Source organism: Autumnicola lenta, assembly GCF_031846515.1.
Classification (GTDB): domain Bacteria; phylum Bacteroidota; class Bacteroidia; order Flavobacteriales; family Flavobacteriaceae; genus Autumnicola; species Autumnicola lenta.
In genome coordinates this window covers 92,666-116,897 of the sequence record NZ_JAVRHO010000010.1, presented here as the reverse complement: position 1 = coordinate 116,897, position 24,232 = coordinate 92,666, and the positions used below count along the sequence as shown (strand labels likewise).

The following is a 24,232-nucleotide window of genomic DNA, read 5'->3' as shown; positions in this document are numbered from 1 at the left end:
TTTAATATTTAAGCCATTTATAAAGCTCCTTGTAACTTGCTTTTTTACCGTACATAAGAATTCCCACCCTATAAATTTTAGCTGCAATCCAAACCACAGCAAAATTTGTAGCAAGAAGAATTGCTATTGAAATTACCAATTCCCACCACGGCACATCAAAAGGAATGCGCATAAGCATCACAATAGGTGAAGTTAACGGAATCATAGAAAAAACCGTGGAAACTGTACCATGAGGATTTTCAATAACTGCAAAGAATCCCACGTAAATTCCCAGCATAAGTGGCAGGATAACAGGAAACATAAATTGCTGTGTATCGGTTTCACTATCTACAGCTGCTCCTATCGCTGCATATATTGCACTGTATAGAAAATATCCGGAAATAAAATAGATCAGGAAAAATATGAGAAGACTCAGGATTGGAAGGTTAACAATATCCACCAGCAATTGCTGAATTTCAGGCTGAACCATTTGCTCCATTTGAGCCTGTGCAGGAGTTTCTATTGTAAAAGGGTCGATTCCAAAAAATAAGGAAAGAACAGCCAGTAATAATCCACCTACAACCACCCAAATAGAAAACTGAGTGATACCGGCCAGAGAAGTCCCAATAACCTTCCCCAACATTAGATGTATAGGTTTTACTGAAGAAACTATAATCTCAATAATTCTATTTGTTTTTTCCTCAATCACACTTCGCATTACCATGTTGCCGTAGATAATAATAAACATCATAAGCAGATAACCTGCTGCTCCCCCAAAAAACATCTTAATATAATTTGACATTTTTGAACTTCTTTCACCAGAAAAATTCTGAATCTGAACATTCACCTGTGCCCGGGCAGCTTCTATCTGAGAAGTATCAATCCCACGATTCAGTAACTCCTGATCTGTAAGCTTATCTGCTATTATTTTTTCGATGTTTTGCAGCATTCCCATTCCCGGGGACTCCTTACCATAAAAGCGAACTGCCCCCGCAAGATCATTATCATCAATATTGTCCGGAATATAAATGAGACCATAATATTCCTGATCCAGGATCATGTTTTTGGCTACCTCCAGGTCTTTTGAAGAATAATCAAGATATTGAACCTGCTCGTCATCCTGAAATTCCTGAATAAAATCACCGCTTTTATCATGAATCCCTATAATGCGCTGTTCACTACTATTAAGCATACTTAGATAAGCTATCAACAGGATCATTCCCACCAGGATAAGCGGACTAAGAAAAGTCATTACTATAAAAGTCCTGTTCCTGACCCGTGCCAGATATTCACGCTCAATGATTAGCTTCAGATTACGCATTTTGGGTAACTGTTTTTATAAAAATATCGTTTACTGAAGGAATTACCTCTACAAAATGGTTAATTTTTCCTTTGGTAAGCAGGTATTCCAGTAAATAATTAGAGGATTCCCCTTCTTTTAATTGTACACTCAGTTTGAGGTCATTATTAATGCTTTTAAACTGTGCTGTCCCCAGGGTAAATTTGTCCTGAAGCTCTGCCAGTAGAGCCGTTTCATTAGAAGTTTCTACGCCAATTTCGTAGGTGTTGGACTTATATTGCTTCTTTATATCCCGAACTTTACCATCGAGCAATTTATTGCTTTTATGAATTAAAGCCATATAATCACAAAGTTCCTCTACACTCTCCATCCTGTGTGTTGAGAAAAGAATAGTGGCCCCTTCTTCTTTTAACTGAAGAATTTCCCTTTTTATTATACCGGCATTTACCGGATCAAATCCACTAAAAGGTTCATCAAAAATCAACAATTTCGGGTTGTGCAAAACAGTAATTACAAACTGTACTTTTTGCGCCATGCCTTTTGATAATTCCTGAATCTTCTTATCCCACCACGAGGTTATTTCAAGTTTTTCAAACCAGTAGTCAAGCCTTTTCTTTGCTTCAGCTTTGGATAAGCCTTTTAACCTGGCCAAATAAAGTGCCTGCTCCCCCACTTTCATCGATTTATAAAGTCCGCGTTCTTCCGGAAGGTAACCAATATGAACAATATCATCCGGATGCAGGGGCTGTCCATCCAGGAAAACCTTTCCTTCATCTGGCATTGTGATCTGGTTAATAATTCTGAGAAGGGTTGTTTTCCCAGCTCCGTTAGGCCCAAGAAGACCAAAAACACTTCCCCGGGGTATACTTATTGAAACATTATTAAGTGCAGTGAATTTCCCGAAACGCTTGTAGATATTTTCGGCCACTAAAAGATTATCCATAGAGAAAAATTCCAGATTAAGTAAATATATATAAAATTGCCAGAGAGTTCCTTGCATCAAGAACTTTTTATAACCACGTGAGGGCTATAAAAACAAAACCCACCCCTAATAAATTAAGGATGGGAAAAAAATTGCTATGAAAAAGAAAAATTATCACTAAAGACTTAGTGATACTCAAATATATAAAAATTTTCTTAAAAATTACTTCTTATGAAAACATATCTTTAACTTTTTCAAAAAATGATTTATCGCTTTTCTCTGGATTTGGCTGGAAATTCTCATCATTAGCCATTCTTTCGAAAAATTCTCTCTGTTCTTTATTAAGAGTTTTAGGAGTCCATACGTTAACATGTACTAAAAGATCTCCTTTGCCGTAGCCGTTAAGATTTGATATCCCTTTGCCCCTTAGACGAAGAATCTTTCCCGATTGCACTCCTTCTTCTACTTTGATCCTGACTTTACCTGAAACCGTATCAATTTCTCTGGAACTGCCAAGTACAGCTTCAGAATAGCTTATATAAAGATCGTAATGCAGGTTATCGCCTTCCCTTTGTAAGCTGGGATGCTCCTTTTCTTCAATAGCAACAAGAAGATCTCCCGGGATACCATTGCCTGGTGCATCGTTCCCTTTTCCGGCTACTTTTAGCTGCATTCCATCCTCAACACCTGCCGGTATTTTTATAGAAACGGTTTCTTCTTTTGTAATTAGTCCATGTGCATCGGCATCTGCAGGCTTTTGATCAATAATCTGTCCACTACCGCCACACGTAGTACACGGGGAAGCGGTTTGCATTCTTCCTAAAATCGTGTTGGTTACCCGTGTAACCTGCCCTGTACCGTTACAAGTGCTACAGGTTTTATATGTAGTTCCAGGTGCCTGTAATTTTCTTTTTACTTTTATCTTTTTCTCTGCTCCATTGGCAATTTCTTCCAGAGTAAGAGCTACACGAATTCTCAAATTACTTCCTTTGGCACGTCGCTGGCCTCCGGCAAAGCCACCTCCAAAGCCGGAGAAACCTCCGCCTCCGAAGCCGCCGCCACCGAAAATATCTCCAAACTGGCTAAAAATGTCATCCATGTTCATTCCGCCACCGCCGCCAAAGCCGCCGCCGCCTTCGAAAGCCTGGTGACCAAACCTGTCATATCGCGCTTTTTTCTCTTCGTTTCCTAAAACTTCATATGCTTCAGCTGCTTTTTTAAACATATCTTCAGCTTTAGTATCCCCCGGATTTTTATCTGGGTGGTACTTTATAGCCATCTTTCGATATGCTTTCTTTATTTCAGCAGATGAAGCTCCTTTGCTTATTCCTAATATCTCGTAATAATCCTCTTTCATGGTTTATTTTTGCGGTTCAAAAAAAGTTGCTCTATTTACCGGTTACTACTTTTGGATAACGAATAATACGCTCACCAAGTTTATAGCCCCTTTCTACAACATCAACAATTTTCCCTTTTAAATCCTCAGAAGGTGCGGGAATTTGTGTAATAGCTTCATGAATATCTGCATCAAAGATCTCTCCTTCTTCAACATTCATAGGTTCAAGGCCTTTGTTCTTAAGGGTTTCCCTGAATTTATTATTAATAAGTTCAACTCCCTGAAGCAGGTTCTTATCCTCCGTTTTCCGGATTTCATTTAAAGCCCGGTCAAAATCGTCCAGTACAGGCAACATAGCTGTCATTACTTCCTGGTTGGCAGTTTTAAATAATTCCAACCGTTCTTTGGAAGTACGTCTTTTATAATTTTCAAATTCAGCGAAAAGACGAAGAAATTTATCCTTTTCCTTCTGCACCTCTTCCTTCAATAGTTCCGTCTCAGAAAGTCCGAAATCTGAGTCATCCTCTGCGTCTTCATGGTTTTTCTCGCTCTCTTCCACTTCTTCTATTGCCTCGTCAATGGCATCCTCTATTTTATCTTTAGCAGAATTCTCTTCTGCTTTTATTTTATTATCGTTCTTCTTACTCATTGTTTCGCATTTTTACTAAGCACAATGGGTCAAAAGTATTGCCAATAATTCCTAAATGTCAAAATGTCACCAGATCGATTTTAATAATTAATTATGACTCACGTATTAATCTTATTCATACTTTCGCGGCTTAACAAAAATTAAATAGCTATTAGTATGAAAACTAATTTTTTAAACACATTCCTTGTCGCATTCCTTGCAGTGTCGATAGTAGGATGTAAAAATGAAAAAAACAACGAAGTCGAAGTTACCGAAGCTAAAGATGCTGCCGTTGCTCAAGGTGAAGTTGTAGAATATAAAGTAGATACTGCCGCGACAGTTATCGAGTGGTCAGGATCGAAACCAACAGGGACCCATACAGGAACCATTAAAGTTTCTGACGGAACATTTTCTGCAAATGACTCTATCGTAGAAAGCGGAAGTTTTACCATCGATATGGTAACTATTGATGTTACAGATCTTGAAGGAGAAGATAAAGAAAATCTTGAAGCACACCTAAAAGGTACTGTAGAAGGAAAAGAGGGAGATTTCTTTAATATCCTGAAGTATCCTGAAGCAACATTTGAAGTAACAGGTATTTCTGAAAAAGACGGTCAAAAAATGATGGAAGGTAATCTTACCATTAAGGAAGAAACTAAAAACATTTCTTTCCCGGTAAATATCAACCGTTCTGGAGATGAAATCGAAATTTCAAGTGAAACTTTCACTATTGACAGAACTGACTGGAACGTGAACTATGGATCAAAATCTGTATTTGACAATTTGGGTGACAACTTTGTTAGTGATGACATTGAACTTAAAATCGATCTTAAAGCTACAAAAGCTTAATTAATCCCAGTTCATTTTAAGAAGTATAAGAAAAGCTGCCATTGGCAGCTTTTTTTTATAATAGCGTCAAAACGGAACTCAAGTCCTAAACTTACCTACCATACCTCCGGAAAAAAATCTACTCTTTATAAGAGCGCGAATTTCAGCTGATTCATTTTCTACAGTAAATCTTCAAGAGCTTTGGAAAGATGGGTATACTTAAAAACATAACCCGTACTTTCAATCTTTTTATTACTAACTAACTGACTCGAAAGAACGATTGTCGACATTTCTCCTAACACCGTTTTTAAAACAAAAGCAGGCACGTTTGGCAACCAAACAGACTTACCCATATGCTTTGCCACACATTTTACGAGCTCTTTGTTAGTAACAGGATTAGGTGCGACAGCATTATAAGTACCAGAAAGCTCCTTCTCCAGTGTGTGGACAAAAATATGAGCCAAATCCTCAATGTGTATCCAGGACTGCCATTGTTGACCACTTCCTAAAGGAGCGCCCACATTAAAATTAACAGGATCCTTTAATTTTTTAAGAAGTCCGCCGTGGGGAGCAAGAACAAGACCTATTCTTATCTTTGTAACATCTATTCCTATATCCTGAAAGTTATTAATTGCACTTTCCCATTTCACCACAACCTTTCCCACAAAAGAATCATCCACTCCATCATCTTCTTCAAAATAAAGTTTCTCAAGGGAACTTGGGTAAACACCTATTGCACTCGCTGAAATAAACTGTTCTATGGAATGATCATTCTGTGATAAGGTATCAAAGAGTAATCTAGCAGTCTCTGTTCTACTTTCTATTATTTCCCGCTTATAATCTTTGGTCCAACGTTCAGCAATACTTGCACCCACAAGATTTATAACCGCATCTACATCCTTGATGCTATCAAGATCGATTTCCTTTTCCTTTGGATTCCAGTAAAAACCTTTATAGTTTTCCTTTTTCTCTATTTTTGACCTGCTCGTAGTAAGGTAATGCACGTCAATCCCCTTCTCATGGCATAACCTGGTTACATGCGAACCAATTAGCCCTGTTGCTCCTGTAATTAAAACCCGCATTTTTTTCTTTTAAGGTACATACTGTAAACTACTGTAGCTAAATTTCAGGGCGGTTTAACAAAGACTATATATGTTTTTTAACTGCCCTTAACATTTCGCGTTTACCCGGAGGGCCGGGAAGTCTTTCCACAATAAAACCAACTGCCTGCATAGCCCTTCTTACGCTGCCTTTGGCGGCATAAGTTACCAGCACTCCCCCTGCCATTAAAGCTTCATACATTTTCCTAAATATATCTTCTGTCCACAATTCCGGCTGCACCCTTGCCCCAAAAGCATCAAAATAAATAAGATCAAACGCCTGCTTTTCCTCAAAATCTTCAAATTTCTTTTTTTGCTTTTTCAGAATAAATTTTTCGGAAACTTCTATTTCTTCCTCCCACGGTGCTTTATGTATTTCGAGCAAAACAGCCGCTTTTTCCTCTGCAGAAAGCACCTCAGCATAATTGAGTTTCTCTATCTCTGCAGGTTCTACCGGAAAAGCTTCTACTCCTGTATAAATTATCTTTTTCTGAATCCGGTTTAACTGAAGAAAAGTGATAAAGGCATTTAGCCCGGTACCAAACCCTATTTCCAGAATTTTCACATCCGCTGCATTACTGTTTTCCACAAAATAATTGAGGCCCATTTCAATAAAAACATGTTGCGCTTCCTGCACAGCTCCATGTTTCGAATGATACTGCTCATCCCATTGTGGTAAATGAATGGTAACCGAGCCGTCTCCTGTTGTAATAATCTTCCTTTCCAAACTATTATTTTTCTATTAATACACCATCTGCAAGAAATGCCAATTTTCGGACTGATTTGGTTATCACAGCAGGCATATTTTCTTTTGCATTTACTTCACCTTTAAAAATTAAGTCCACTCTTCCAGGTCTGCTGTTTCCGGTTCTTTCTTTTCTTCGTCCTTAAAGTAAAAGAAGAACAGGAATAAGGATATTACCATTACAAATTTCTTCATATGCCATAATGGAAATAAAATCCTAATCTGAATCAAATTTACCGAAAGTTTAGATTTTGTTTCTGTTTTAATTTCGGTAAATTTGTGGGTCAAAATACAGATGATATGAAAACCAGCACCACCCCTGTGGACATACAAAAAGCCGCAACTTCTAAGATTGAAAATACAGATTTTAATAATCTCGCTTTTGGACAGGTCTTTACAGATCATATGATGATTTGTGATTATAAAGATGGCGCATGGCAAACTCCTAAAATACAGCCTTACGGACCTTTAGAAATGGATCCTTCTGCCCGGGTGTTTCATTATGGACAGGCCGTTTTTGAAGGAATGAAAGCTTTTAAAGATGAAGAAGACCGAATCTGGCTTTTTAGACCAGAAGATAATTTTGAGCGTATTAATAAATCCAGCGAACGTCTTGCTATTCCTGCTTTTCCGAAGGAATTCTTTTTTGCCGGATTGGAAGAATTGCTGAAACTGGAGAAAGACTGGATAAAAAAAGGTTTTGGAAATTCTCTTTATATACGTCCATTTGTTATAGCTACTGAAGCTGGCGTATCTGCCGCACCCGCAAAGGAATATAAATTTATGATCATTTGCTCTCCCGCACAAGCTTACTACAGCGGAGAAGTAAGAGTTAAATTTTCTGAAGAATACAGCCGTGCAGCAGATGGAGGTGTAGGTTTCGCAAAAGCTGCAGGAAATTATGCTGCCCAGTTTTACCCTACCAACCTTGCAAAAGACGAAGGCTTCCAGCAAATTATCTGGACAGATGCCAACACTCACGAATACCTGGAAGAGGCAGGTACCATGAATATCTTTTTTAGAGTTGGAGATAAATTAATAACTGCTCCTACTAGTGACAGGATTCTTGACGGTGTGACAAGAAAAAGTATCATCGCCCTTGCCAAAGAATTCAATATAGACCTTGAGGTAAGGAGAGTTTCTGTTAAAGAAATCGTGGAAGCTGCAAAAAGTGGCGATTTAAAAGAAATTTTTGGTTCGGGTACTGCTACTGTAATAAATCCAATAGTTGGTTTTGGTCACGCAGGTAAAAAATATGATTTGCCAAAACTGGAAGATTCTTATGCCGGTTTCTTCAAGGATAAACTTACGAAAATCCAATACAACCAGGCCGCAGATAAATTCAACTGGAGATATCAGGTTAAATAAAAATTTGAAACTAATAGCAATATAAAAAGAGCAATTCTCCTAAGGGAATTGCTCTTTTTTCGTTTTCTTCGGAATAATCAAGTCTGAAGCATCTTCCAAATTTCACCATTTTCAACTTCGGAAGAATAAAAAGCTAAATCCCCTCGTTAGTAGAGAAATCTACAGGAATTATAATGTTCTTATCATATTCCGGCTTGCCTGAAGGGTTTGCACGATGAAGAATCAGGAATCCATTTTCAAAATTTAGAGCATCAAACTCCAAACTTCCCTGAAACGGAACAAAATCCTCTGTCATCCACTCTCCTTTCGCCTCAATAATACCGGTGGCAAGCTCTTTTTGGCCATTATCGACCAAAGTGACCGGTGCTGTACCTTCAAAGAACCAGGTTCCTCTTGCTTTTCCCTTTATTTGCAATGGTGAAAGTATCTTCTCTTCTCTCTTAGGCTGCTCTACAACAATGAGGTTCGAAATTTGCCAATTTTCATCCTCCTCTTTATTGGAATGTCGAAAATTGCCATTTTCAGCATCACTCCTTTCCTGTACCGTGTCTTCAATTAGGGCATTATCCTCTGATGTTTCGGTAGAATTTACATCCTTCCGGTTTTCACCACATGAAGTGCAAAGAGGGATCACTATCAGTAGTATAAACAAGTATTTTATGGTTTTCATTTTCAGCATAACTATTTCTTTAGAATTACATCAATATTGGGTTTAAAGTAATTAGGACCCTTCAGCACTTTACCGTCCTCCCGATAAATAGGTTTCCCATCTGCGCCAAGTTTACTCATGTTGCTTAACTGAATTTCATCAAAAACCTCCTCAATTTTATGCTGCATACCGTGCTCCAATATCGTCCCGCACAAGATGTAGAGCATATCGCCCAGGGCATCTGCAACTTCAGCCAGATTATTATTATTGGCAGCTTCCAGGTATTCCTCATTCTCTTCCTTCATAAGCTCAAAACGTAATTCATTTTTAGGCTTCCCGAGATTTGCAATAGGTTCTTCATTAAAACCAAGTCCAAAGGCAGTATGAAATTGTTTTACCGCCGCAATTCTTTTTTTCATATTATTTTTCTGCTTTAAGGCCAAAATTGAGCTGTGGCCAATTAATTTACTGTATCCTTTTTGGCAATTTACTACTGTTGCTTTTGCAGGTGGAATCTACATGAAAAGCTTAACTTTGCTTAAAAATAACAAAAATGTTTAGTACAGGACAGCTGATTTTTGCAGGCTTTTTTGTGGTAGCCTTTGTGGCGGTCATAATTTTTAGCTATCGCAAGGATATTGCACTGCATAGAAAATATTATAAAGGAAGTATTTACGTACTTATTGGCTTTCTCGCCTTTATTGGTTTACTTTTTTTGATAAAATTATTTATGAACCGCTAGTAAACACGGGAATTTCTACATAGCAACGGATTTTATTTATCTTAGCATTAAATAAACGGAATAAAAATGAAAATTATTAAGTACCTCCTGTTTCTTATTCTTATCCTTATAATAGGTTCCTCTATTTACATTGCCACAAAAGAAGGTGATTACCAACTGGAAGAAAAAAGGATAATTGCAGCTCCACAGGAGATGATTTTTAATGAAGTTAATGAATTCCGAAACTGGGAAGAGTGGTTTGCCTGGTTACAGAGTGAAAATAACCCGATTATTACCTACAGCGAAGAAAGCAGTGGCGAAGGCGCTGTTCTTTCCTGGAAAAGTGATGAAGTTGGTAATGGTAAAATCACAAATACCGGGGTACGCCCCTTTTCTTCTATAAATCAGGACATGGAATATACCATACCTTTTGGAGAATCCACCAGTGAAGTATACTGGAACTTTGAACAAACAGAGAACGGAACCCAGATCACCTGGGGAGTGCAGGGAAAACACAGTTTTATGGAAAAACTTGGTTTTTTACTTCAGACCGATGATTTTAGCGATATATGGCGAACCAGGATGCAACAGAGCCTGGATGATCTTGAAAGAATTACGAATGAAAAAATGGCAGAGTATTCCATTAATGTTGATGGTGTGACACAGCATGGAGGAGGATATTATATGTATAGTACAACAGCAAGTAAACTTAGTCAGGTAAATGATAGGATGTCTACTATGATAGCGGATATTTCTTCATATATGGAGAAAAATAATATCGAGAAGCTGGGGAACCCTTTTGTTCTCTATAACGAATGGAACAACGGCAATACTACGGCAATTTTCTCTGCAGGATACTTTACTCCCAGCGAAATAATAACTCCGGAAGAGAGTCCGGTTCTCACCGGATTTATGCCTAATCAAAAGGTTGTAAAAACCACTTTAAAAGGAAGTTATGATAACCTGCCCGAAGCCTGGGACAGAGCTCATGCCTATATTCAGGAAAATAACCTGGTGCCGCTGGAAGAATCAGATTCTTTTGAAGTATATAACATCAGGCCTCAGGACACCAGAAATCCTGCGAACTGGATTACTACCATTTATATTCCTGTACAAGAACCATAATCTCTTATGAAAAGTGCTTTCCTGGTTTTTTTAGGCGGTGGGCTGGGCAGTGTTTTGCGTTATCAGTTAAGCAAGCTCCTTAATAACACTGTGATAACATCTATCCCCTACGGCACTTTGGTTGTTAACATTCTGGGTAGCCTTCTGTTGGGTTTTCTTATGGGCATCAGCTTTAAGTACAACAATTTACCTACGGCCTTCAGCCTTTTTTTTGCTGTGGGCTTCTGCGGTGGCTTTACAACTTTTTCCACTTTTGCTTATGAAAATCAGATTTTTTTAAAATCTGGTGATTATTACAATTTTCTGCTTTACACCCTTGGCAGTGTCTTTTTGGGTATTTCTGCCGTCTTTATAGGGGTATTCCTGTCCAGATTCTCTTAATTATCTGCAACAACATAAAAATTCATTGAAACAATCACATATTCACCAGTGCCCTGTTATTTTTTAGGGTATCCGACTTGCAAATTGGTAATTATCCTAAACATCCCTGATAAATTACACCCTTGCTTGGATAAATAGGTAAAAAACATTCATTTTATATATCCAAACCTCCTTTTTCAATAGAATTCAACCTCCTTTTTAAAATTTTCTGTCCAGTCTTACCTCAACAATCATCTTTATAGGTAAATATTCCGCATAATTATAGTTTCAAAATATACACCCCTAAATTTTGAGGGGCATAAATTCTCAATATCATAAAAGTTTATACGCAACCCCCTTTTTTCGCGGGGGTTTATGATAATTTTATAACTTTATCAAAAGTTTTAATTAGAAATTATGAAAAAAATTGAAGCAATTATTCGAAAATCTAAGTTCGATGAAACAAAAGTGGCTCTCCACGATATGGGGGTCACCTTTTTTAGCTATTGGGACGTTACCGGTGTCGGTAACGAAAAAGAGGGCCACGTTTACCGTGGGGTAAGCTACAGCACGGCAGATATCCAAAGAAGATATCTTTCTATAGTAGTAAAGGACTCTTTTGCTCAAAAAACCGTAGACGTCATATGCAAGACTGCTCATACCGGAAACGTAGGAGACGGTAAAATTTTTGTTTCTCCAATAGATGAAGCTTACCGAATAAGAACTAAGGAAAAAGGAGAGGATTCTCTGAAATAAAATTACTAACTCTATTTAAGCCAAAGAAATTATGGAAGGATTATTAACAGTTAATAACGTATGGATGATGATCTGTACAGGGCTGGTATTTTTTATGCACCTTGGTTTCGCTTTTCTCGAAATCGGTCTTACCAGACAAAAAAACACCATCAACATATTATTCAAAAATATTTTTATTATCACAATGGGCTTGCTCCTTTATTGTCTTTTAGGATTCAATCTTATGTATCCGGGAGAATTTAATGGATTTATAGGTTTTGCAGGTTTTGGTCTTAGTAGTCCGCTTGTAGATGGATCGCTGGATCTTGCTTATAGTGAAGGCTATACATACTGGACCGACTTTCTCTTCCAGGGAATGTTTGCCGCAACTGCCGCCACCATTGTTTCTGGAGCTGTTGCTGAAAGAATGAAGCTTAGTGCCTTTATGATCTTTGTAATTATATATGTAGGCCTCGTCTACCCTATTGCAGGATCATGGAAATGGGGAGGTGGATTCCTTGATGAAATGGGCTTTTATGACTTTGCAGGTTCCACATTGGTACATTCCGTTGGTGGCTGGGCAGCTTTAGTGGCTATTTGGTTACTTGGTGCGAGAATCGGGAAATTCAAAGATGGTAAAATCGGGGTTTTCCCCGGGCACAGTATGCCTTTTGCAACAGCCGGAGTTCTAATTCTATGGTTAGGATGGTTTGGATTTAACGGAGGGTCAGTTCTGTCTGCAGACCCGGAGCTAACTTCCTTAACCCTTGTTACTACCTGTCTTGCAGCTGCAGCTGGCGGAGTTGCTTCTTTTATCTTCTCCACAATGATGTATAAAAACTATGACATCACCATGTTTTTAAACGGAATACTAGGGGGACTCGTAGGTATAACTGCCGGAGCAGATCAAATGTCTCCTACAGATGCTGTATTAATTGGAGCCATCGCAGGGGTTATTATTGTTCTGGGAGTAGCATTAATAGACAAATTAAGACTGGATGATCCTGTAGGAGCAGTAGCCGTTCACTTAATCTGTGGAATTTGGGGAACACTAGCTGTTGGAATCTTCGGAAACCTGGCAAGCTTTGACCAGTTCATCACACAGCTTATAGGAGTAGGATGTTATGCCGCAATTTGTATTGTAGGTGCCTTCCTTATATTCTATATCCTGAAAGTTACAATTGGTATAAGAGTCTCAAAAGTTGAAGAAACGGAAGGTCTCGACCAGCATGAACATGGCATGGACGCTTATGCAGATTTTGGACTAAGACAACACTAATACAACAATATAGAGTAATGAAAACGGAGCGTTTTGCAGAACGCTCCGTCAATAATCACTCTACATATTTTTCGATTGACTAAACATGATCAATCGAGCCTGGAAGCTAAATCAAATCAAAAAAATTTAAACAATCTCATTATGAAAGTAATTAAAAATTCAAAATTAACAAAATTCCTGCTTTTAGCAGCAGTAGTTTTATCAAGTTCTTACACTTATGCTCAGGAAGACATGGAAATGGAAGAAGAAGAAGAAGAAGAAGTTTCCAACTGGACTCTGAGTGGTAGTGTAGATGCGTACTTCAGAACTAATTTTAACGGCTTAAATAAAATAGAATATAACGCAGATGGCGATCCTATTGCAGGACCACAGGCACCTGCATCCTCGTTTGCCAATGCTCCTGGCTTTGCCCTTGGAATGGCAAATGTGATTTTAGGATATGAAGGCAGTAAAGTAGGTTTTGTTGCCGACCTTGTTTTTGGACCTCGTGGTGAAGAAGCAGTTTTTAATTCTATTGGTTCAAGCAATATTGTGAACCAGCTATATGTCTACTATAATGTAAACGATGCTTTAACGCTTACATTGGGTAACTGGAATACTTATCTTGGTTATGAGGTTATTTCTCCAGCTGCCAACTTCAACTATTCTACCTCCTATATGTTCTCTTACGGGCCATTTTCTCATACCGGTTTAAAAGCTGATTTTAGTTTTGACGATAACTGGACAGGGATGTTAGCGATCATGAACCCTACAGACTTTACAGAGTTTAACCCATACGGGAAATATTCCTTTGGAGGACAATTAGGATATTCGAATGCATCCGGAAGTGCTTTTTTAAACCTGCTGTACGGTGAACAATTACCTGTTTCTGATGAAGCTACTTTTCAGATCGATTTAACCACAGGTTGGGATCTTTCTGATGCTTTTTACCTTGGCTTTAATACCACATATCAAGACACAGATGGTTTCGGTTTTTACGGAGCTGCAATTTATCCACAGCTTCAGACTTCAGACAGTTTTGCGATAGGTTTAAGAGCTGAATATTTTAAAGAACTCGAAGACGGTGGTCCGGTTTACGGAGCAGATGTAGAAGCACTGGATTTCACTTTAACAGGAAGTTATACAGTTGGTAATTTAATCATTAAGCCGGAGTTAAGACTGGATAGTATTTCTGAAGATGCATTCTTGGATTCAGATTTAAATATGAATGATAACCTTTCTTCATTCCTTATTGCTGCAATTTATGCGTTCTAATTACTTAAATTTTTAAACACACGGAAATATTTCTGTTACCTAAGCTTTAGGAACAGGAATATTTTCGGTTTTGATATTAAATATTTTTGGGAAATCACCACTCCGGCACCTCATATCCAAAACCGTCCGCCGGAGTAGGTGATTTTTTATTCTTCAACTGATTCTTATAGAATTTTCTTCGGAAATAACTCCTCTCCTTCTTTTCAAGAACACAGTTTTCCAGGCAAATAGTAACACTCAGGATCGATAATTGGCATTTTCAGCACATCACCTTTTATAACAGATTTATTCTGAAGTTGCTCCCTTTTAATTGTGGTAATATGGAATAACGACTTCTTTATAACCACCTCCGCTTCTATATTCATTTCGCACAAAGCAGTTATCTAAAAGTTCACATTTCTAATATCTATTCGCACAATTCGTGCAACAAAATCAGAAATCTTTGGATACCAGCAATATTAAAGACAAATTTAGATTACTAAACAGTAAGCTAAGGGAATTTACCATAATTTAGACCTCTATTTTTCATCGTATGCTTCATCAACTTTATCGTTCCTATACAAATTCTTTTAGTGGCCTGCGCAAAGAAGTCTGGCTTCTGGCTTTAATCACGCTTATTAATCGCGCGGGAACTATGGTTATTCCATTCCTGTCACTATATCTTACAAAGAGCCGCGGATTTTCACTGGAGGAAGTTGGCTGGATTCTTACATTTTTCGGATTGGGTTCTGTAACAGGATCCTGGCTGGGCGGAAAATTAACTGACGAAATTGGCCATTATAAGACCATGGCCGCAAGTCTGATTCTTTCGTCCTTTCTCTTCGTCCTGCTTCAATTTCCGCAGTCTTTTTGGGGAATATGTACTGGAATATTTCTTGTAATGACGATGGCAGATATGTTTCGCCCGGCTGTTTTTGTGGCTATAAGTGCCTATAGCAAGCCCGAAAACAGAACGCGTTCTGTCACCTTAATTCGGTTGGCGATCAACCTTGGATTTTCTGCCGGACCTGCAATTGGTGGCTTAATTATTATAGGAATCGGCTACAGCGGACTCTTCTGGGTTGACGGAATTACCTGTCTAATTGCAGGAATTTTGTTGCTTAAACTACTTCATCCCAAACGTTCATTAGAAAACGCAAAAGAAATTAACCTGAAGCCACAATCGGTATTAAAAGATAAGCCTTACCTTCTTTTCATTACAGCAATGATTTTGTTTGGTTTCATTTTCCTTCAGTACTTCTCTACTGTACCTCTGTTTTATGCTGAAGTGCATCATCTTTCAGAATTTGAAATCGGAGTCCTGTTGGGTTTTAACGGTTTTATAATTTTTCTGTTTGAAATGCCCCTTATAAAGTACCTTGAAGTGAAAGGAAAATCTGCTACAACTTATGTTATACTGGGAATTGCCCTGGCAGGATTAAGTTTCCTTGCAATGAACCTTAGCAACTGGCTGGGAACGCTTGTTATAGGAATGTTTCTATTAACGATTGGAGAAATGATTGCTTTTCCTTTTTCCAACAGCTTTGCCCTGCAACGTGCAGATAAAGGGAAACAAGGATCCTATATGGCACTTTACAGCATTGCCTTTTCCATAAGTCACATCTTTGGACATAATTCCGGAATGCAGCTAATAGGAAAGCTTGGTTATAGCTTCACCTGGAATGTTATGATAGGTCTTGCCCTTTTTTCCTGTTTGTTGTTAGTCTGGCTCAAATTTAAGCTGAAACACGAAGCTGCTGCTTAGTCCATCTCTGCCTGATAGTATTTCGATTTCCCCAAATATTTATGGATAAGTTCATTATATTCAGGACTTAATTTTAGATCAAGAATCCCGGGAATATCATAAAGCCTCTCCATGTCATCAAACCCTAACTTCAGCAAATCTTCAAGATAGAGTAAGGCAGTTTCGTAATCCCCATCATTACCAGCGAGCTTTACAATATTCAAATAAGCTTCAGGATGTTGCTTATCCAGAACAGTCCTTAGAAGGCTCGCGAATATCTTCATATCCAGACTGGTACTATTCTTCTGAATTTCTTCATATTTCACACTGGAATAGTTTTTCAGAAACCCTTCAAGCCTGTGCGCCATCTTTTGCTCTGCTACACCTCCATCCTCCTGAAGTTTTCTTAGTTCATCTAACTGATACGCCCACCATCCAATATTTTCAAAATTGGCAATAGCAAGATCATTCTCCATAAAGTAAATATAATCCTGCTGCTTAAGCTCTTCCCGCTCCTTTACTCTCCTGTACTCCCTTCTCTGCTTTCTGAAAGCTCTGGTCCTTCGTAATTCTCTCTTTTTTTCTTTAAGAATATCATCAAAATTATAATTCTCATACTTCTCCTCCATTTGCTCCAGTTTCACAAAGGCAGAGTAATATTCCCTTTTTCGTCTCAACCTTTCCACGTATTCCAATTCATTCTGAAAAATATTTTCCACAACTTCGGCATCAAGGGTACGTCTTTCTCTTTCCATAGAATTTAAGGTGAACCCTGCCGCCGCATTCGCAATGACCTGAGGATCTGGCCATTCTTCCGGACTTCCGGAATAATAACTCAGTTCTGCCGGAAAACCTCTCTTTTTAAAGAAATCAACATAACTTTCCAGCTGAAACTTCTGAAAATCCTGCTCACTCACTACTGCATTAAAAAAATAGTTATTTTCTTCAACTACAAATTCCGGTTTTAAAACGGCATCTCCTATGGCAAGTACACCATCCACATCATTATAGATTATAGGAAGAGCAGCTGCCACCTGTGCACCTTCATCAAGGCCGGCGGTATAAATGTGATCTGTATCAATTGGAATAGTTCTTACTACACTCCCAATCATTCTAAGAGCCTGGGTAGCGTTCTGCTGAAGTGAATCCTGTTTATAGTTAACATTGGAAGCTGCAATAACATATGATTGTTCTTCCGCAACTCCGCGAAAAAGCTGAGCTGCAAGTCTCCCTCTACCCTCAGGATCAAAAACAAAAATCACAGGATTAGCTTTTTGAGCATCAAAAGATTGAGGAATATAAAGTGCATAGGAACCGCCAAGGCTATCCTGAACAGGAATAGAATCTGTAACCCTTCCTTTAATCAGTCGTAATTCCTGCGCTCCTGCAGAAAAGAAAATACAGATTAGGAGTAGAAATATACAGTGTTTTTGCTTCTTCATAACAAATTGTTCGTTAGTAAATATAAAAAAAAGCCTCTACCCTAAGGTAAAAGCTTTACTAGTGCCATACATTTTCCTAATTCTATTTATTCTTAACCCTTTCCAGCCTTACCTGTTGTTGATTTGAGGAAAAAAAGAAACTTGCCAATATTGTTACTAAAAGTAAATCGGCAAAGATCAGGAACATCACTCTTACTGCAGCTATTCCATCAAAATTCATTCCTGAAAATCCTATAAGACCAGTTAACAATGTAAACGCTAAAAATATAATTATCTTCTTTTTCATGTTTTCTATTTATTACAAAAGTAAACTTATAAAGCAGTACTTAATCTCAAAGAAATTATAATTACCACTATATTAACGTGAAACACCTTTAAGCAGCTCAAATGTTAATATTTTGATAGTGTCTTTGGTTTCTAAACAAGAAGTTTTTATTACCCCCTGCCAGAGTAAATTATTTATCTTCGCTCCTTAAAACTGCAGCGAGATTTTGAGCAAAAAAAATTCAGATAAAGGGCATTCAGAAGAATTTTTTGGAGACTACAGGGATTTCTGGTGGAACAAACCTTTCCTCGATTTGACTGCAGAAAGACTTAAATTACATACCGTAAGCTCTATGCTCGATGTGGGCTGCGGAAAAGGACACTGGACCAGGATCATGGCACCTTACCTTCGGGAAGATGCTGAGATTACTGCCGTTGATAACGATCAGAAATGGCATTTCCAAAACCCTGAATTGGAGCATTACTTTTCAGGTAAAGCACAGAATTTCAACCTAATGAAAGCAGATGCTCAAAAATTGCCATTTCCGGACAATAGCTTTGATTTTGTTAGCTGCCAGACCGTACTCATTCATCTTCCCGAGCCTGAAAAAGCTATTAGGGAAATGAAACGGGTTCTGAAAAGCAACGGAACCCTGCTTTGCGTGGAACCGAACAACATTATCCAAAGTCTTACTAAAACGTCCCTCACCAAAAACGATTCCATTGAAGATACACTCGATCATATTAAATATCGTCTCATTATCGAAAAAGGAAAGCGAAAAATGGGCCAGGGCGATAATTCTCTGGGCGATTTGCTGCCCGGCATGTTTGCCATGGAAGAACTAAAAAATATCGAAGTAAGATTATCAGATAAAGCAATTGCCATGTATCCGCCTTATGATAATGAAGAACAGGTAGCAACGTTAAAGCAATGGCTCGAGGGAAGTTCCTGGAAATCGAATACTCAGAAGGATATCGATTTCTTTAGTGCTGCAGGAGAGCAGTATATGCCATTTTACTTCGAATACCAGGAAAAATATAATTCCAGAGACAGCCACATAATGGGTGCTTTACAGCGTGAACAATATCATGCTGCCGGAGGTTCTCTTATGTATCTGGTGAGCGCCAGAAAGTAATTTCTTAAGAAGTACTCCTCTCTCAGGGCTTTATTCTAGGCACTCCCGGCTTCTTAATAGGTGCGTCTTCAATTACATTAGATAACACAATATGAGTTTTTGTCTCTCCATAAGTGATCATTTTATCAATAAATTGCTCCAGGTGTGCCTGATCCTGAAGAACGACTTCCATAATAATGTTTTCGTTACCGGTAATCCTGTAGCAGTTTAGAACCTCATCAAATTCCTTTACCTTTTCCAGAAACGCTTTAAGTCTCCCCATAAAAGCTCTCAAAGTAATGATTGCTTTTAGTTGATGTCCCGCCTGGTTATAAGCAATTTCGGTTCTGTAGCCTTTTATTAAACCGGAATCTTCCATTTTCCGGATTCGCTCTGCAACTGCGGGAGAGCTTATTCCCACCCTTCTGCCAATTTCTGCATTGGACTGCCGGGCGTTAAGCTGCAGACATTTGAGTATCTCCCAATTGAGTTTATCGATTTTCATTTTAATAGTTTACAGCAATAAAAATATAAAAACTAAAGTACATTCGGCATTATACTTTAAAATCGATGTACAGAATAAAAATCTTGTAGTTAAATTTGAAGAGATAAAACTAAAAATCCTGCTATAAAAATGTCGTTGAATAATTCCAGCAAGACTACTGAAACAGCTATTTATAAAAAAGCTATGGAGATTTTTCGTCTTTCGAGAAGCATTTCGCATTACCTGATGCATGATCTTGGAAATTTGCAGGTGAATGGAAAAGAGAACCCGCATATATATTTTACAGGTGATCTCGTACGGCAATCAGTTTCTCTCGCCCCTGAAATTTTAAAGGCTGAAAGTAAAACTTTTTCTGAAGAAAGATATCGGCATGTTGCTTCCCTTACGCGCCTGGTGAATCTTTTACATGAAAATTGTGATCGCCTGGAGCTTTCTAATAGTAATGGTAGAGAGTTTGTTCAAATTTTGAGGAGCGAACTCAAGAAGTTCAGAAAACTTCAACGCACCTGGATGCTAAAAATGTAAGCGACTTTAATGCCCCTTCTAAAATGGCAAATTTCGGCTTAGAGTTCATCTAAAGGAGCTTAGACCTGCTCAAAAAAAGCCAGATGAATGCCCTGGATTAGCATGTTAGTACCAATAATGGCGATAATAAGCCCCATTATTTTCTCTACTACTACAATTTTATTCTGCCCTATAAACCGCACCAGATAATCACTGGAAATAAAAGCCAGATGATTGAGCCACATTATTAACCCGAACATAACTACAATTACAAGCATATCGAGATAACTGGCCGTGGTGGTGTAGTTCATGGCGGTAACTATAGTTCCCGGTCCTGCCAGTATTGGAATGGCCAGGGGCGAAATGGAAATACCTTCGTTAAAATCTATCTCTGTCTGGTTATCTATACTGGATTGCTGTGCCCGAATCATCTCAAAACCTACAAAGAACACGAGGATTCCACCGGTTATTTTGAACGCAGGGATAGTCAAACCAAAAAGATCGAAAATATATTTACCCAGCAAAATAAACCCGGTAACTATAACGAAAGCTGTAAAAGTCGCCTTTTTGGAAATAAATCTTTTCTTTGCGCCATCGGCCTGCTTGGTGAGACTTAAAAAAATAGGAATGTTCCCCACGGGATTGTTAATAGCAAAGAACGCGGTGAAAGCCCCAATGGCGTATAACCAGATGTTTTCCATAGTTATTTCTACCTTTTCAATAGGATCTAAAGTGATCGAATTTTAAAGTCTGCAAAAGTAGTTTGAAAGTTTGAATTTTAAAGCAATAAACAGCTAAAGTTTAGAGGTTTTTGCAGCCAGGAAACAGTGATAAAAAATATGCACGCCAACCAAGAAATCTCCCCCTTTTTCCAGGGGAGACTACATTTATATTTACATATTTCTTCTATACTGCCCCCCAACTTCAAATAAAGCAGTGGTAATTTGGCCAAGAGAACAAACTTTTGTGGCTTCCATTAAAAGTTGGAATAAATTTTCATTGTTAACAGCAGCATCCTTTAATTTATCCAGTGCATCATCTGCCTTGCTGCCTTTGGCCTTATGAAGGGTTGTGAGTGTTTTTATCTGATGTTGTTTTTCTTCTTCTGTCGCCCTTATGACTTCCCCCGGAGTAACCGTTGGTGATCCTGTAGAACTTAAAAAGGTATTCACACCAATAATTGGAAAATCCCCGTTGTGCTTTAAAGTTTCGTAATAAAGACTTTCCTCCTGAATTTTCCCGCGTTGATACATAGTTTCCATCGCTCCCAGAACACCTCCCCTTTCGGTAATCCTGTCGAATTCCAACAAGACTGCTTCTTCAACAAGATCTGTAAGTTCCTCGATAATAAACGAACCCTGGATTGGATTTTCATTCTTGGTTAATCCAAGTTCTTTATTGATGATAAGCTGAATTGCCATCGCCCTTCTTACTGAAGCCTCTGTAGGCGTGGTAATGGCCTCATCGTACGCATTCGTGTGCAGGGAATTACAATTGTCGTAAATAGCATACAACGCCTGCAAGGTTGTCCTGATATCATTAAAATCTATTTCCTGTGCATGCAGGGAACGACCGGAAGTCTGAATGTGATACTTTAGCATTTGGGCTCGTGGATTAGCACCATATTTGTGCTTTAATGCCTTGGACCATATTTTCCTGGCAACACGGCCAATAACCGCATATTCAGGATCTACTCCATTAGAGAAAAAGAAGGACAGGTTGGGTCCAAATTTGTTAATATCCATCCCGCGGCTTAAATAGTATTCCACATACGTAAATCCGTTGGATAGAGTAAAAGCAAGTTGTGTAATAGGATTTGCCCCCGCTTCAGCAATATGATATCCTGAAATGGAAACCGAATAAAAATTCCGCACTTGTTCTTCAATAAAGTATTGCTGAACATCGCCCATTAATCTTAAGGCAAATTCCGTGGAAAAAATACAGGTATTCTGCGCCTGATCCTCCTTCAGAATATCTGCCTGAACGGTTCCTCTTACAGAACTCAGTGTTTTCTGACGAATATCTTCATAAACTTCAGAATCCAAAATCTGGTTTCCGGTTAAACCCAGAAGCATTAATCCCAGACCGTTATTTCCTTCAGGCAGGCCGCCTCTATATGATGGCCTGTCAATTCCATTATCGTTATAAAGCTCCTGCAGCTTTGCTTCAACTTTATCTTCGAGCTCATTTGTCTTGATGTATTTTTCACATTGCTGATCGATAGCCGCATTCATAAAAAAGCCGAGAAGCATTGGAGCAGGTCCATTAATCGTCATACTTACAGAAGTCATTGGATCTGCAAGATCAAAACCGGAATACAGTTTTTTGGCATCATCAAGGCAGCAAATTGAAACTCCGGCGTTTCCTATTTTTCCGTAAATATCAGGACGATGATCGGGATCATTTCCATAAAGCGTCACGGAATCGAATGCCGTGGAAAGCCGTTTTGCCGGCAAACCTAAACTTACATAATGAAACCTCCTGTTGGTACGCTCCGGCCCACCTTCTCCGGCAAACATCCTCGTAGGATCTTCTCCCTGTCTTTTAAACGGATAAAGCCCGGCAGTATAAGGAAATTCCCCCGGCACATTTTCCTGAAGGCACCATCTTAAAATATCCCCCCAGGCTTCATACTTTGGAAGTGCAACTTTTGGAACCTGCGTATGGGAAAGTGATTCGGAATGGGTGTCGATTTTGATTTCTTTATCCCGTACTTTGAAGGAATAAACCGGCTGCCTGTATTTATTTACTTTTTCGTCCCAGCCGAGAATGATCTCCCAGTTATAAGGATCAAGATCCATCTTTACCCGATCGAACTCTTTTTTTAGCAAGCCTGTAAATTCTCTGTTTTCTTCTGAAGTTGCTTCTTCCAAAGCTTCTTCATCCAGACCAAATTTGGTAAGTCCAAGCTTTACACTGGTGACAGATTCTATGGTTTTGTAAATTCCGTAGAGCTTTTGTGCTACTTCTGACTGAGATTTGGCTTTTTCGTCATAGCCGCGGTTATTTTCGGCTATTTCGGATAAATAGCGGGTACGTTTAGGCGGAATAACAAAAATTTTCTCGCTCATTTCCCGTGAGATCTCAAAAGTAGAATTCAATTCTGAATCTGTTTTCTCATCGATCTTGTCCATGATATGCTTGTAAAGCGTGTTCATGCCGGGATCGTTAAACTGGGAAGCAATAGTGCCGAAAACTGGCAATTTTTCAGCATCTTCATGCCATAGCGCATGGTTTCTCTGGTATTGCTTTTTAACGTCCCGCAGTGCATCCTGGGCGCCACGTTTATCAAATTTATTAATGGAAACCAGATCTGCAAAATCCAGCATGTCAATTTTTTCAAGCTGCGTTGCGGCTCCAAATTCCGGAGTCATTACATATAAAGAAACATCAGAATGATCCAGAATTTCTGTATCTGACTGCCCAATTCCTGAAGTTTCCAGGATAATAAGATCATATTCAGCAACCTTAAGAACTTCTACAGCTTCAGCAACGTGTTTGGACAAGGCGAGATTGGATTGTCTTGTGGCCAGAGAGCGCATATAAACCCGCGGATTATTAATAGAATTCATTCTAATTCTATCTCCAAGCAATGCACCGCCGGTTTTTTTCTTGGAAGGATCTACAGAAACAATTCCGATATTTTTTTCAGGAAAATCAGCTAGAAAACGCCTTACCAGTTCGTCAACAAGGCTTGATTTCCCGGAGCCTCCTGTACCGGTAATTCCCAGAACAGGAATGTTTTTTCCGGATTTTTTTACTTCAGAAAAACTCTTTTCAAACTCTTCATGATTATTTTCAGCTAAAGAAATTAGCCTTGCAATGGTGTTTACATTCTTCTCCTTCAGTGATTTTTCTACAGCATCTTCTTTTGGTAGCGCAGGCGTTGAATTATCTACCTGCTTCACCATATCATTGATCATTCCCTGCAACCCCATTTCCCGGCCGTCATCCGGAGCGTAGATTCGGGTAATTCCGTAGTCCATCAATTCTTTGATTTCTTCCGGGAGAATAACTCCGCCGCCACCGCCAAAGATTTTAATATGACCAGCACCTTTTTCCTTTAAAAGATCGTGCATGTATTTAAAATACTCGTTATGCCCGCCCTGGTAGGAAGTCATTGCAATAGCATGTGCATCTTCCTGAATGGCACAGTTCACCACCTCTTCCACACTGCGGTCATGACCCAGGTGGATTACTTCCACACCGGTGGACTGGATGATCCTTCGCATAATATTAATTGCAGCATCGTGGCCGTCAAAAAGTGAAGCGGCTGTGACCATTCGTATTTTATTCTCAGGAGTATACGGTTTCTGTTGTTCCATTTTCAGTAATATCAATTTTTTGATG

25 protein-coding genes are annotated in these 24,232 nt (G+C 38.7%); 11 read left to right on the top strand and 14 right to left on the bottom strand.

The annotated features are described in order from the left end of the window. Window position 1: 1 nt before the first annotated feature. The 4 genes from RM545_RS08890 to RM545_RS08875 all read right to left on the bottom strand — a co-directional run bounded on the left by RM545_RS08890 (window position 2) and on the right by RM545_RS08875 (window position 4,186). On the bottom strand, window positions 2–1,300 hold the full coding sequence (locus RM545_RS08890) for an ABC transporter permease (protein WP_311494970.1): 1,299 nt from the start codon (window positions 1,298–1,300) through the stop codon (window positions 2–4). Then, complete coding sequence (locus RM545_RS08885; protein ID WP_311494969.1) at window positions 1,293–2,222, bottom strand: ABC transporter ATP-binding protein; 930 nt, start codon at window positions 2,220–2,222, stop codon at window positions 1,293–1,295. Before RM545_RS08885 ends, RM545_RS08890 begins: the two co-directional genes overlap by 8 nt. A 208-nt stretch (window positions 2,223–2,430) precedes the next feature. Further along, the gene (gene dnaJ, locus RM545_RS08880) at window positions 2,431–3,558 is read right to left on the bottom strand and encodes a molecular chaperone DnaJ (RefSeq protein ID WP_311494968.1); all 1,128 of its coding nucleotides are present in this window, start codon (window positions 3,556–3,558) and stop codon (window positions 2,431–2,433) included. Window positions 3,559–3,589: 31 nt separating this feature from the next. Continuing rightward, entirely contained in the window at window positions 3,590–4,186 is a 597-nt protein-coding gene (locus RM545_RS08875) for a nucleotide exchange factor GrpE (RefSeq protein ID WP_311494967.1), read from the bottom strand. Between the two features lie 156 nt (window positions 4,187–4,342). Here RM545_RS08875 and RM545_RS08870 point away from each other — a divergent pair, with 156 nt between their 5' ends. Then, on the top strand, window positions 4,343–5,014 hold the full coding sequence (locus tag RM545_RS08870; RefSeq protein ID WP_311494966.1) for a YceI family protein: 672 nt from the start codon (window positions 4,343–4,345) through the stop codon (window positions 5,012–5,014). Between the two features lie 158 nt (window positions 5,015–5,172). Here the strand turns inward: RM545_RS08870 and RM545_RS08865 are convergent, their stop codons facing one another. After that, window positions 5,173–6,075: a TIGR01777 family oxidoreductase gene (locus RM545_RS08865; protein WP_311494965.1), complete on the bottom strand. Its 903-nt coding sequence runs from the start codon at window positions 6,073–6,075 to the stop codon at window positions 5,173–5,175. A gap of 64 nt (window positions 6,076–6,139) precedes the next feature. Then, window positions 6,140–6,820, bottom strand: a complete 681-nt coding sequence (gene mnmC2, locus RM545_RS08860; protein WP_311494964.1) for a tRNA (5-methylaminomethyl-2-thiouridine)(34)-methyltransferase MnmC2 — start codon at window positions 6,818–6,820, stop codon at window positions 6,140–6,142. A 318-nt stretch (window positions 6,821–7,138) separates the two neighbouring features. Between mnmC2 and RM545_RS08855 the strand changes: the two genes are divergently transcribed. After that, window positions 7,139–8,206 (top strand): branched-chain amino acid aminotransferase, encoded by a 1,068-nt coding sequence (locus RM545_RS08855; RefSeq protein WP_311494963.1) that lies wholly within the window; start codon window positions 7,139–7,141, stop codon window positions 8,204–8,206. A 133-nt stretch (window positions 8,207–8,339) separates the two neighbouring features. Here RM545_RS08855 and RM545_RS08850 read toward each other — a convergent pair whose 3' ends face one another. Together RM545_RS08850 and RM545_RS08845 are read right to left on the bottom strand one after the other, a co-directional pair. Continuing rightward, the gene (locus RM545_RS08850) at window positions 8,340–8,876 is read right to left on the bottom strand and encodes a Gmad2 immunoglobulin-like domain-containing protein (RefSeq protein WP_311494962.1); all 537 of its coding nucleotides are present in this window, start codon (window positions 8,874–8,876) and stop codon (window positions 8,340–8,342) included. Between the two features lie 11 nt (window positions 8,877–8,887). Then, window positions 8,888–9,274, bottom strand: coding sequence for a pyrophosphohydrolase domain-containing protein (locus RM545_RS08845; RefSeq protein ID WP_311494961.1), 387 nt, complete (start codon window positions 9,272–9,274; stop codon window positions 8,888–8,890). A gap of 134 nt (window positions 9,275–9,408) precedes the next feature. On the opposite strand from RM545_RS08845, the gene RM545_RS08840 reads away from it, so the two are divergent. The 6 genes from RM545_RS08840 to RM545_RS08815 all read left to right on the top strand — a co-directional run bounded on the left by RM545_RS08840 (window position 9,409) and on the right by RM545_RS08815 (window position 14,329). Next, window positions 9,409–9,597, top strand: coding sequence for a hypothetical protein (locus RM545_RS08840; protein ID WP_311494960.1), 189 nt, complete (start codon window positions 9,409–9,411; stop codon window positions 9,595–9,597). A 66-nt stretch (window positions 9,598–9,663) separates the two neighbouring features. Continuing rightward, on the top strand, window positions 9,664–10,701 hold the full coding sequence (locus tag RM545_RS08835; protein ID WP_311494959.1) for an SRPBCC family protein: 1,038 nt from the start codon (window positions 9,664–9,666) through the stop codon (window positions 10,699–10,701). A gap of 6 nt (window positions 10,702–10,707) precedes the next feature. Then, window positions 10,708–11,082 (top strand): fluoride efflux transporter CrcB, encoded by a 375-nt coding sequence (gene crcB / locus RM545_RS08830; RefSeq protein WP_311494958.1) that lies wholly within the window; start codon window positions 10,708–10,710, stop codon window positions 11,080–11,082. A gap of 396 nt (window positions 11,083–11,478) precedes the next feature. Then, the gene (locus tag RM545_RS08825; protein ID WP_311494957.1) at window positions 11,479–11,817 is read left to right on the top strand and encodes a P-II family nitrogen regulator; all 339 of its coding nucleotides are present in this window, start codon (window positions 11,479–11,481) and stop codon (window positions 11,815–11,817) included. A gap of 31 nt (window positions 11,818–11,848) precedes the next feature. Beyond that, window positions 11,849–13,075: an ammonium transporter gene (locus RM545_RS08820; RefSeq protein ID WP_311494956.1), complete on the top strand. Its 1,227-nt coding sequence runs from the start codon at window positions 11,849–11,851 to the stop codon at window positions 13,073–13,075. A 141-nt stretch (window positions 13,076–13,216) separates the two neighbouring features. Then, window positions 13,217–14,329, top strand: coding sequence for an outer membrane beta-barrel protein (locus tag RM545_RS08815; protein WP_311494955.1), 1,113 nt, complete (start codon window positions 13,217–13,219; stop codon window positions 14,327–14,329). A 203-nt stretch (window positions 14,330–14,532) separates the two neighbouring features. On the opposite strand, the gene RM545_RS08810 is transcribed toward RM545_RS08815, so the two are convergent. Beyond that, window positions 14,533–14,694: a hypothetical protein gene (locus RM545_RS08810; RefSeq protein ID WP_311494954.1), complete on the bottom strand. Its 162-nt coding sequence runs from the start codon at window positions 14,692–14,694 to the stop codon at window positions 14,533–14,535. 167 nt (window positions 14,695–14,861) lie between these two features. Between RM545_RS08810 and RM545_RS08805 the strand changes: the two genes are divergently transcribed. Continuing rightward, window positions 14,862–16,073 (top strand): MDR family MFS transporter, encoded by a 1,212-nt coding sequence (locus RM545_RS08805; protein WP_311494953.1) that lies wholly within the window; start codon window positions 14,862–14,864, stop codon window positions 16,071–16,073. Here RM545_RS08805 and RM545_RS08800 read toward each other — a convergent pair. Then, window positions 16,070–17,494 carry a hypothetical protein gene (locus RM545_RS08800; protein WP_311494952.1) on the bottom strand — a complete coding sequence of 475 codons (1,425 nt, stop codon included), beginning with the start codon at window positions 17,492–17,494 and terminating at the stop codon, window positions 16,070–16,072. The two genes, RM545_RS08805 and RM545_RS08800, sit on opposite strands and share 4 nt — an antisense overlap. Before the next feature lie 82 nt (window positions 17,495–17,576). After that, on the bottom strand, window positions 17,577–17,780 hold the full coding sequence (locus RM545_RS08795) for a DUF1328 domain-containing protein (RefSeq protein ID WP_311494951.1): 204 nt from the start codon (window positions 17,778–17,780) through the stop codon (window positions 17,577–17,579). Window positions 17,781–17,985: 205 nt separating this feature from the next. Here RM545_RS08795 and RM545_RS08790 point away from each other — a divergent pair, with 205 nt between their 5' ends. Next, window positions 17,986–18,894 (top strand): class I SAM-dependent methyltransferase, encoded by a 909-nt coding sequence (locus RM545_RS08790; protein ID WP_311494950.1) that lies wholly within the window; start codon window positions 17,986–17,988, stop codon window positions 18,892–18,894. 22 nt (window positions 18,895–18,916) lie between these two features. Here the strand turns inward: RM545_RS08790 and RM545_RS08785 are convergent, their stop codons facing one another. Next, on the bottom strand, window positions 18,917–19,378 hold the full coding sequence (locus RM545_RS08785) for an Lrp/AsnC family transcriptional regulator (RefSeq protein WP_311494949.1): 462 nt from the start codon (window positions 19,376–19,378) through the stop codon (window positions 18,917–18,919). 129 nt (window positions 19,379–19,507) lie between these two features. Between RM545_RS08785 and RM545_RS08780 the strand changes: the two genes are divergently transcribed. Next, the gene (locus tag RM545_RS08780; RefSeq protein ID WP_311494948.1) at window positions 19,508–19,903 is read left to right on the top strand and encodes a hypothetical protein; all 396 of its coding nucleotides are present in this window, start codon (window positions 19,508–19,510) and stop codon (window positions 19,901–19,903) included. Between the two features lie 59 nt (window positions 19,904–19,962). Here RM545_RS08780 and RM545_RS08775 read toward each other — a convergent pair whose 3' ends face one another. Together RM545_RS08775 and RM545_RS08770 are read right to left on the bottom strand one after the other, a co-directional pair. After that, a complete protein-coding gene (locus tag RM545_RS08775) occupies window positions 19,963–20,583 on the bottom strand; it encodes a MarC family protein (protein ID WP_311494947.1) in 621 nt (206 codons plus the stop codon). 192 nt (window positions 20,584–20,775) lie between these two features. Next, on the bottom strand, window positions 20,776–24,207 hold the full coding sequence (locus tag RM545_RS08770) for a methylmalonyl-CoA mutase family protein (protein ID WP_311494946.1): 3,432 nt from the start codon (window positions 24,205–24,207) through the stop codon (window positions 20,776–20,778). Window positions 24,208–24,232 lie beyond the last annotated feature (25 nt).

Bases quoted from the DNA above. Each gene is read 5' to 3' on its own strand.
- RM545_RS08890 (WP_311494970.1), bottom strand. From the start codon at position 1,300: ATGCGTAATCTGAAGCTAATCATTGAGCGTGAATATCTGGCACGGGTC.
- RM545_RS08885 (WP_311494969.1), bottom strand. From the start codon at position 2,222: ATGGATAATCTTTTAGTGGCCGAAAATATCTACAAGCGTTTCGGGAAA.
- dnaJ (WP_311494968.1), bottom strand. From the start codon at position 3,558: ATGAAAGAGGATTATTACGAGATATTAGGAATAAGCAAAGGAGCTTCA.
- RM545_RS08875 (WP_311494967.1), bottom strand. From the start codon at position 4,186: ATGAGTAAGAAGAACGATAATAAAATAAAAGCAGAAGAGAATTCTGCT.
- RM545_RS08870 (WP_311494966.1), top strand. From the start codon at position 4,343: ATGAAAACTAATTTTTTAAACACATTCCTTGTCGCATTCCTTGCAGTG.
- RM545_RS08865 (WP_311494965.1), bottom strand. From the start codon at position 6,075: ATGCGGGTTTTAATTACAGGAGCAACAGGGCTAATTGGTTCGCATGTA.
- RM545_RS08855 (WP_311494963.1), top strand. From the start codon at position 7,139: ATGAAAACCAGCACCACCCCTGTGGACATACAAAAAGCCGCAACTTCT.
- RM545_RS08850 (WP_311494962.1), bottom strand. From the start codon at position 8,876: ATGAAAACCATAAAATACTTGTTTATACTACTGATAGTGATCCCTCTT.
- RM545_RS08845 (WP_311494961.1), bottom strand. From the start codon at position 9,274: ATGAAAAAAAGAATTGCGGCGGTAAAACAATTTCATACTGCCTTTGGA.
- RM545_RS08840 (WP_311494960.1), top strand. From the start codon at position 9,409: ATGTTTAGTACAGGACAGCTGATTTTTGCAGGCTTTTTTGTGGTAGCC.
- RM545_RS08835 (WP_311494959.1), top strand. From the start codon at position 9,664: ATGAAAATTATTAAGTACCTCCTGTTTCTTATTCTTATCCTTATAATA.
- crcB (WP_311494958.1), top strand. From the start codon at position 10,708: ATGAAAAGTGCTTTCCTGGTTTTTTTAGGCGGTGGGCTGGGCAGTGTT.
- RM545_RS08825 (WP_311494957.1), top strand. From the start codon at position 11,479: ATGAAAAAAATTGAAGCAATTATTCGAAAATCTAAGTTCGATGAAACA.
- RM545_RS08820 (WP_311494956.1), top strand. From the start codon at position 11,849: ATGGAAGGATTATTAACAGTTAATAACGTATGGATGATGATCTGTACA.
- RM545_RS08815 (WP_311494955.1), top strand. From the start codon at position 13,217: ATGAAAGTAATTAAAAATTCAAAATTAACAAAATTCCTGCTTTTAGCA.
- RM545_RS08810 (WP_311494954.1), bottom strand. From the start codon at position 14,694: ATGAATATAGAAGCGGAGGTGGTTATAAAGAAGTCGTTATTCCATATT.
- RM545_RS08805 (WP_311494953.1), top strand. From the start codon at position 14,862: ATGCTTCATCAACTTTATCGTTCCTATACAAATTCTTTTAGTGGCCTG.
- RM545_RS08800 (WP_311494952.1), bottom strand. From the start codon at position 17,494: ATGAAGAAGCAAAAACACTGTATATTTCTACTCCTAATCTGTATTTTC.
- RM545_RS08795 (WP_311494951.1), bottom strand. From the start codon at position 17,780: ATGAAAAAGAAGATAATTATATTTTTAGCGTTTACATTGTTAACTGGT.
- RM545_RS08785 (WP_311494949.1), bottom strand. From the start codon at position 19,378: ATGAAAATCGATAAACTCAATTGGGAGATACTCAAATGTCTGCAGCTT.
- RM545_RS08780 (WP_311494948.1), top strand. From the start codon at position 19,508: ATGTCGTTGAATAATTCCAGCAAGACTACTGAAACAGCTATTTATAAA.
- RM545_RS08775 (WP_311494947.1), bottom strand. From the start codon at position 20,583: ATGGAAAACATCTGGTTATACGCCATTGGGGCTTTCACCGCGTTCTTT.
- RM545_RS08770 (WP_311494946.1), bottom strand. From the start codon at position 24,207: ATGGAACAACAGAAACCGTATACTCCTGAGAATAAAATACGAATGGTC.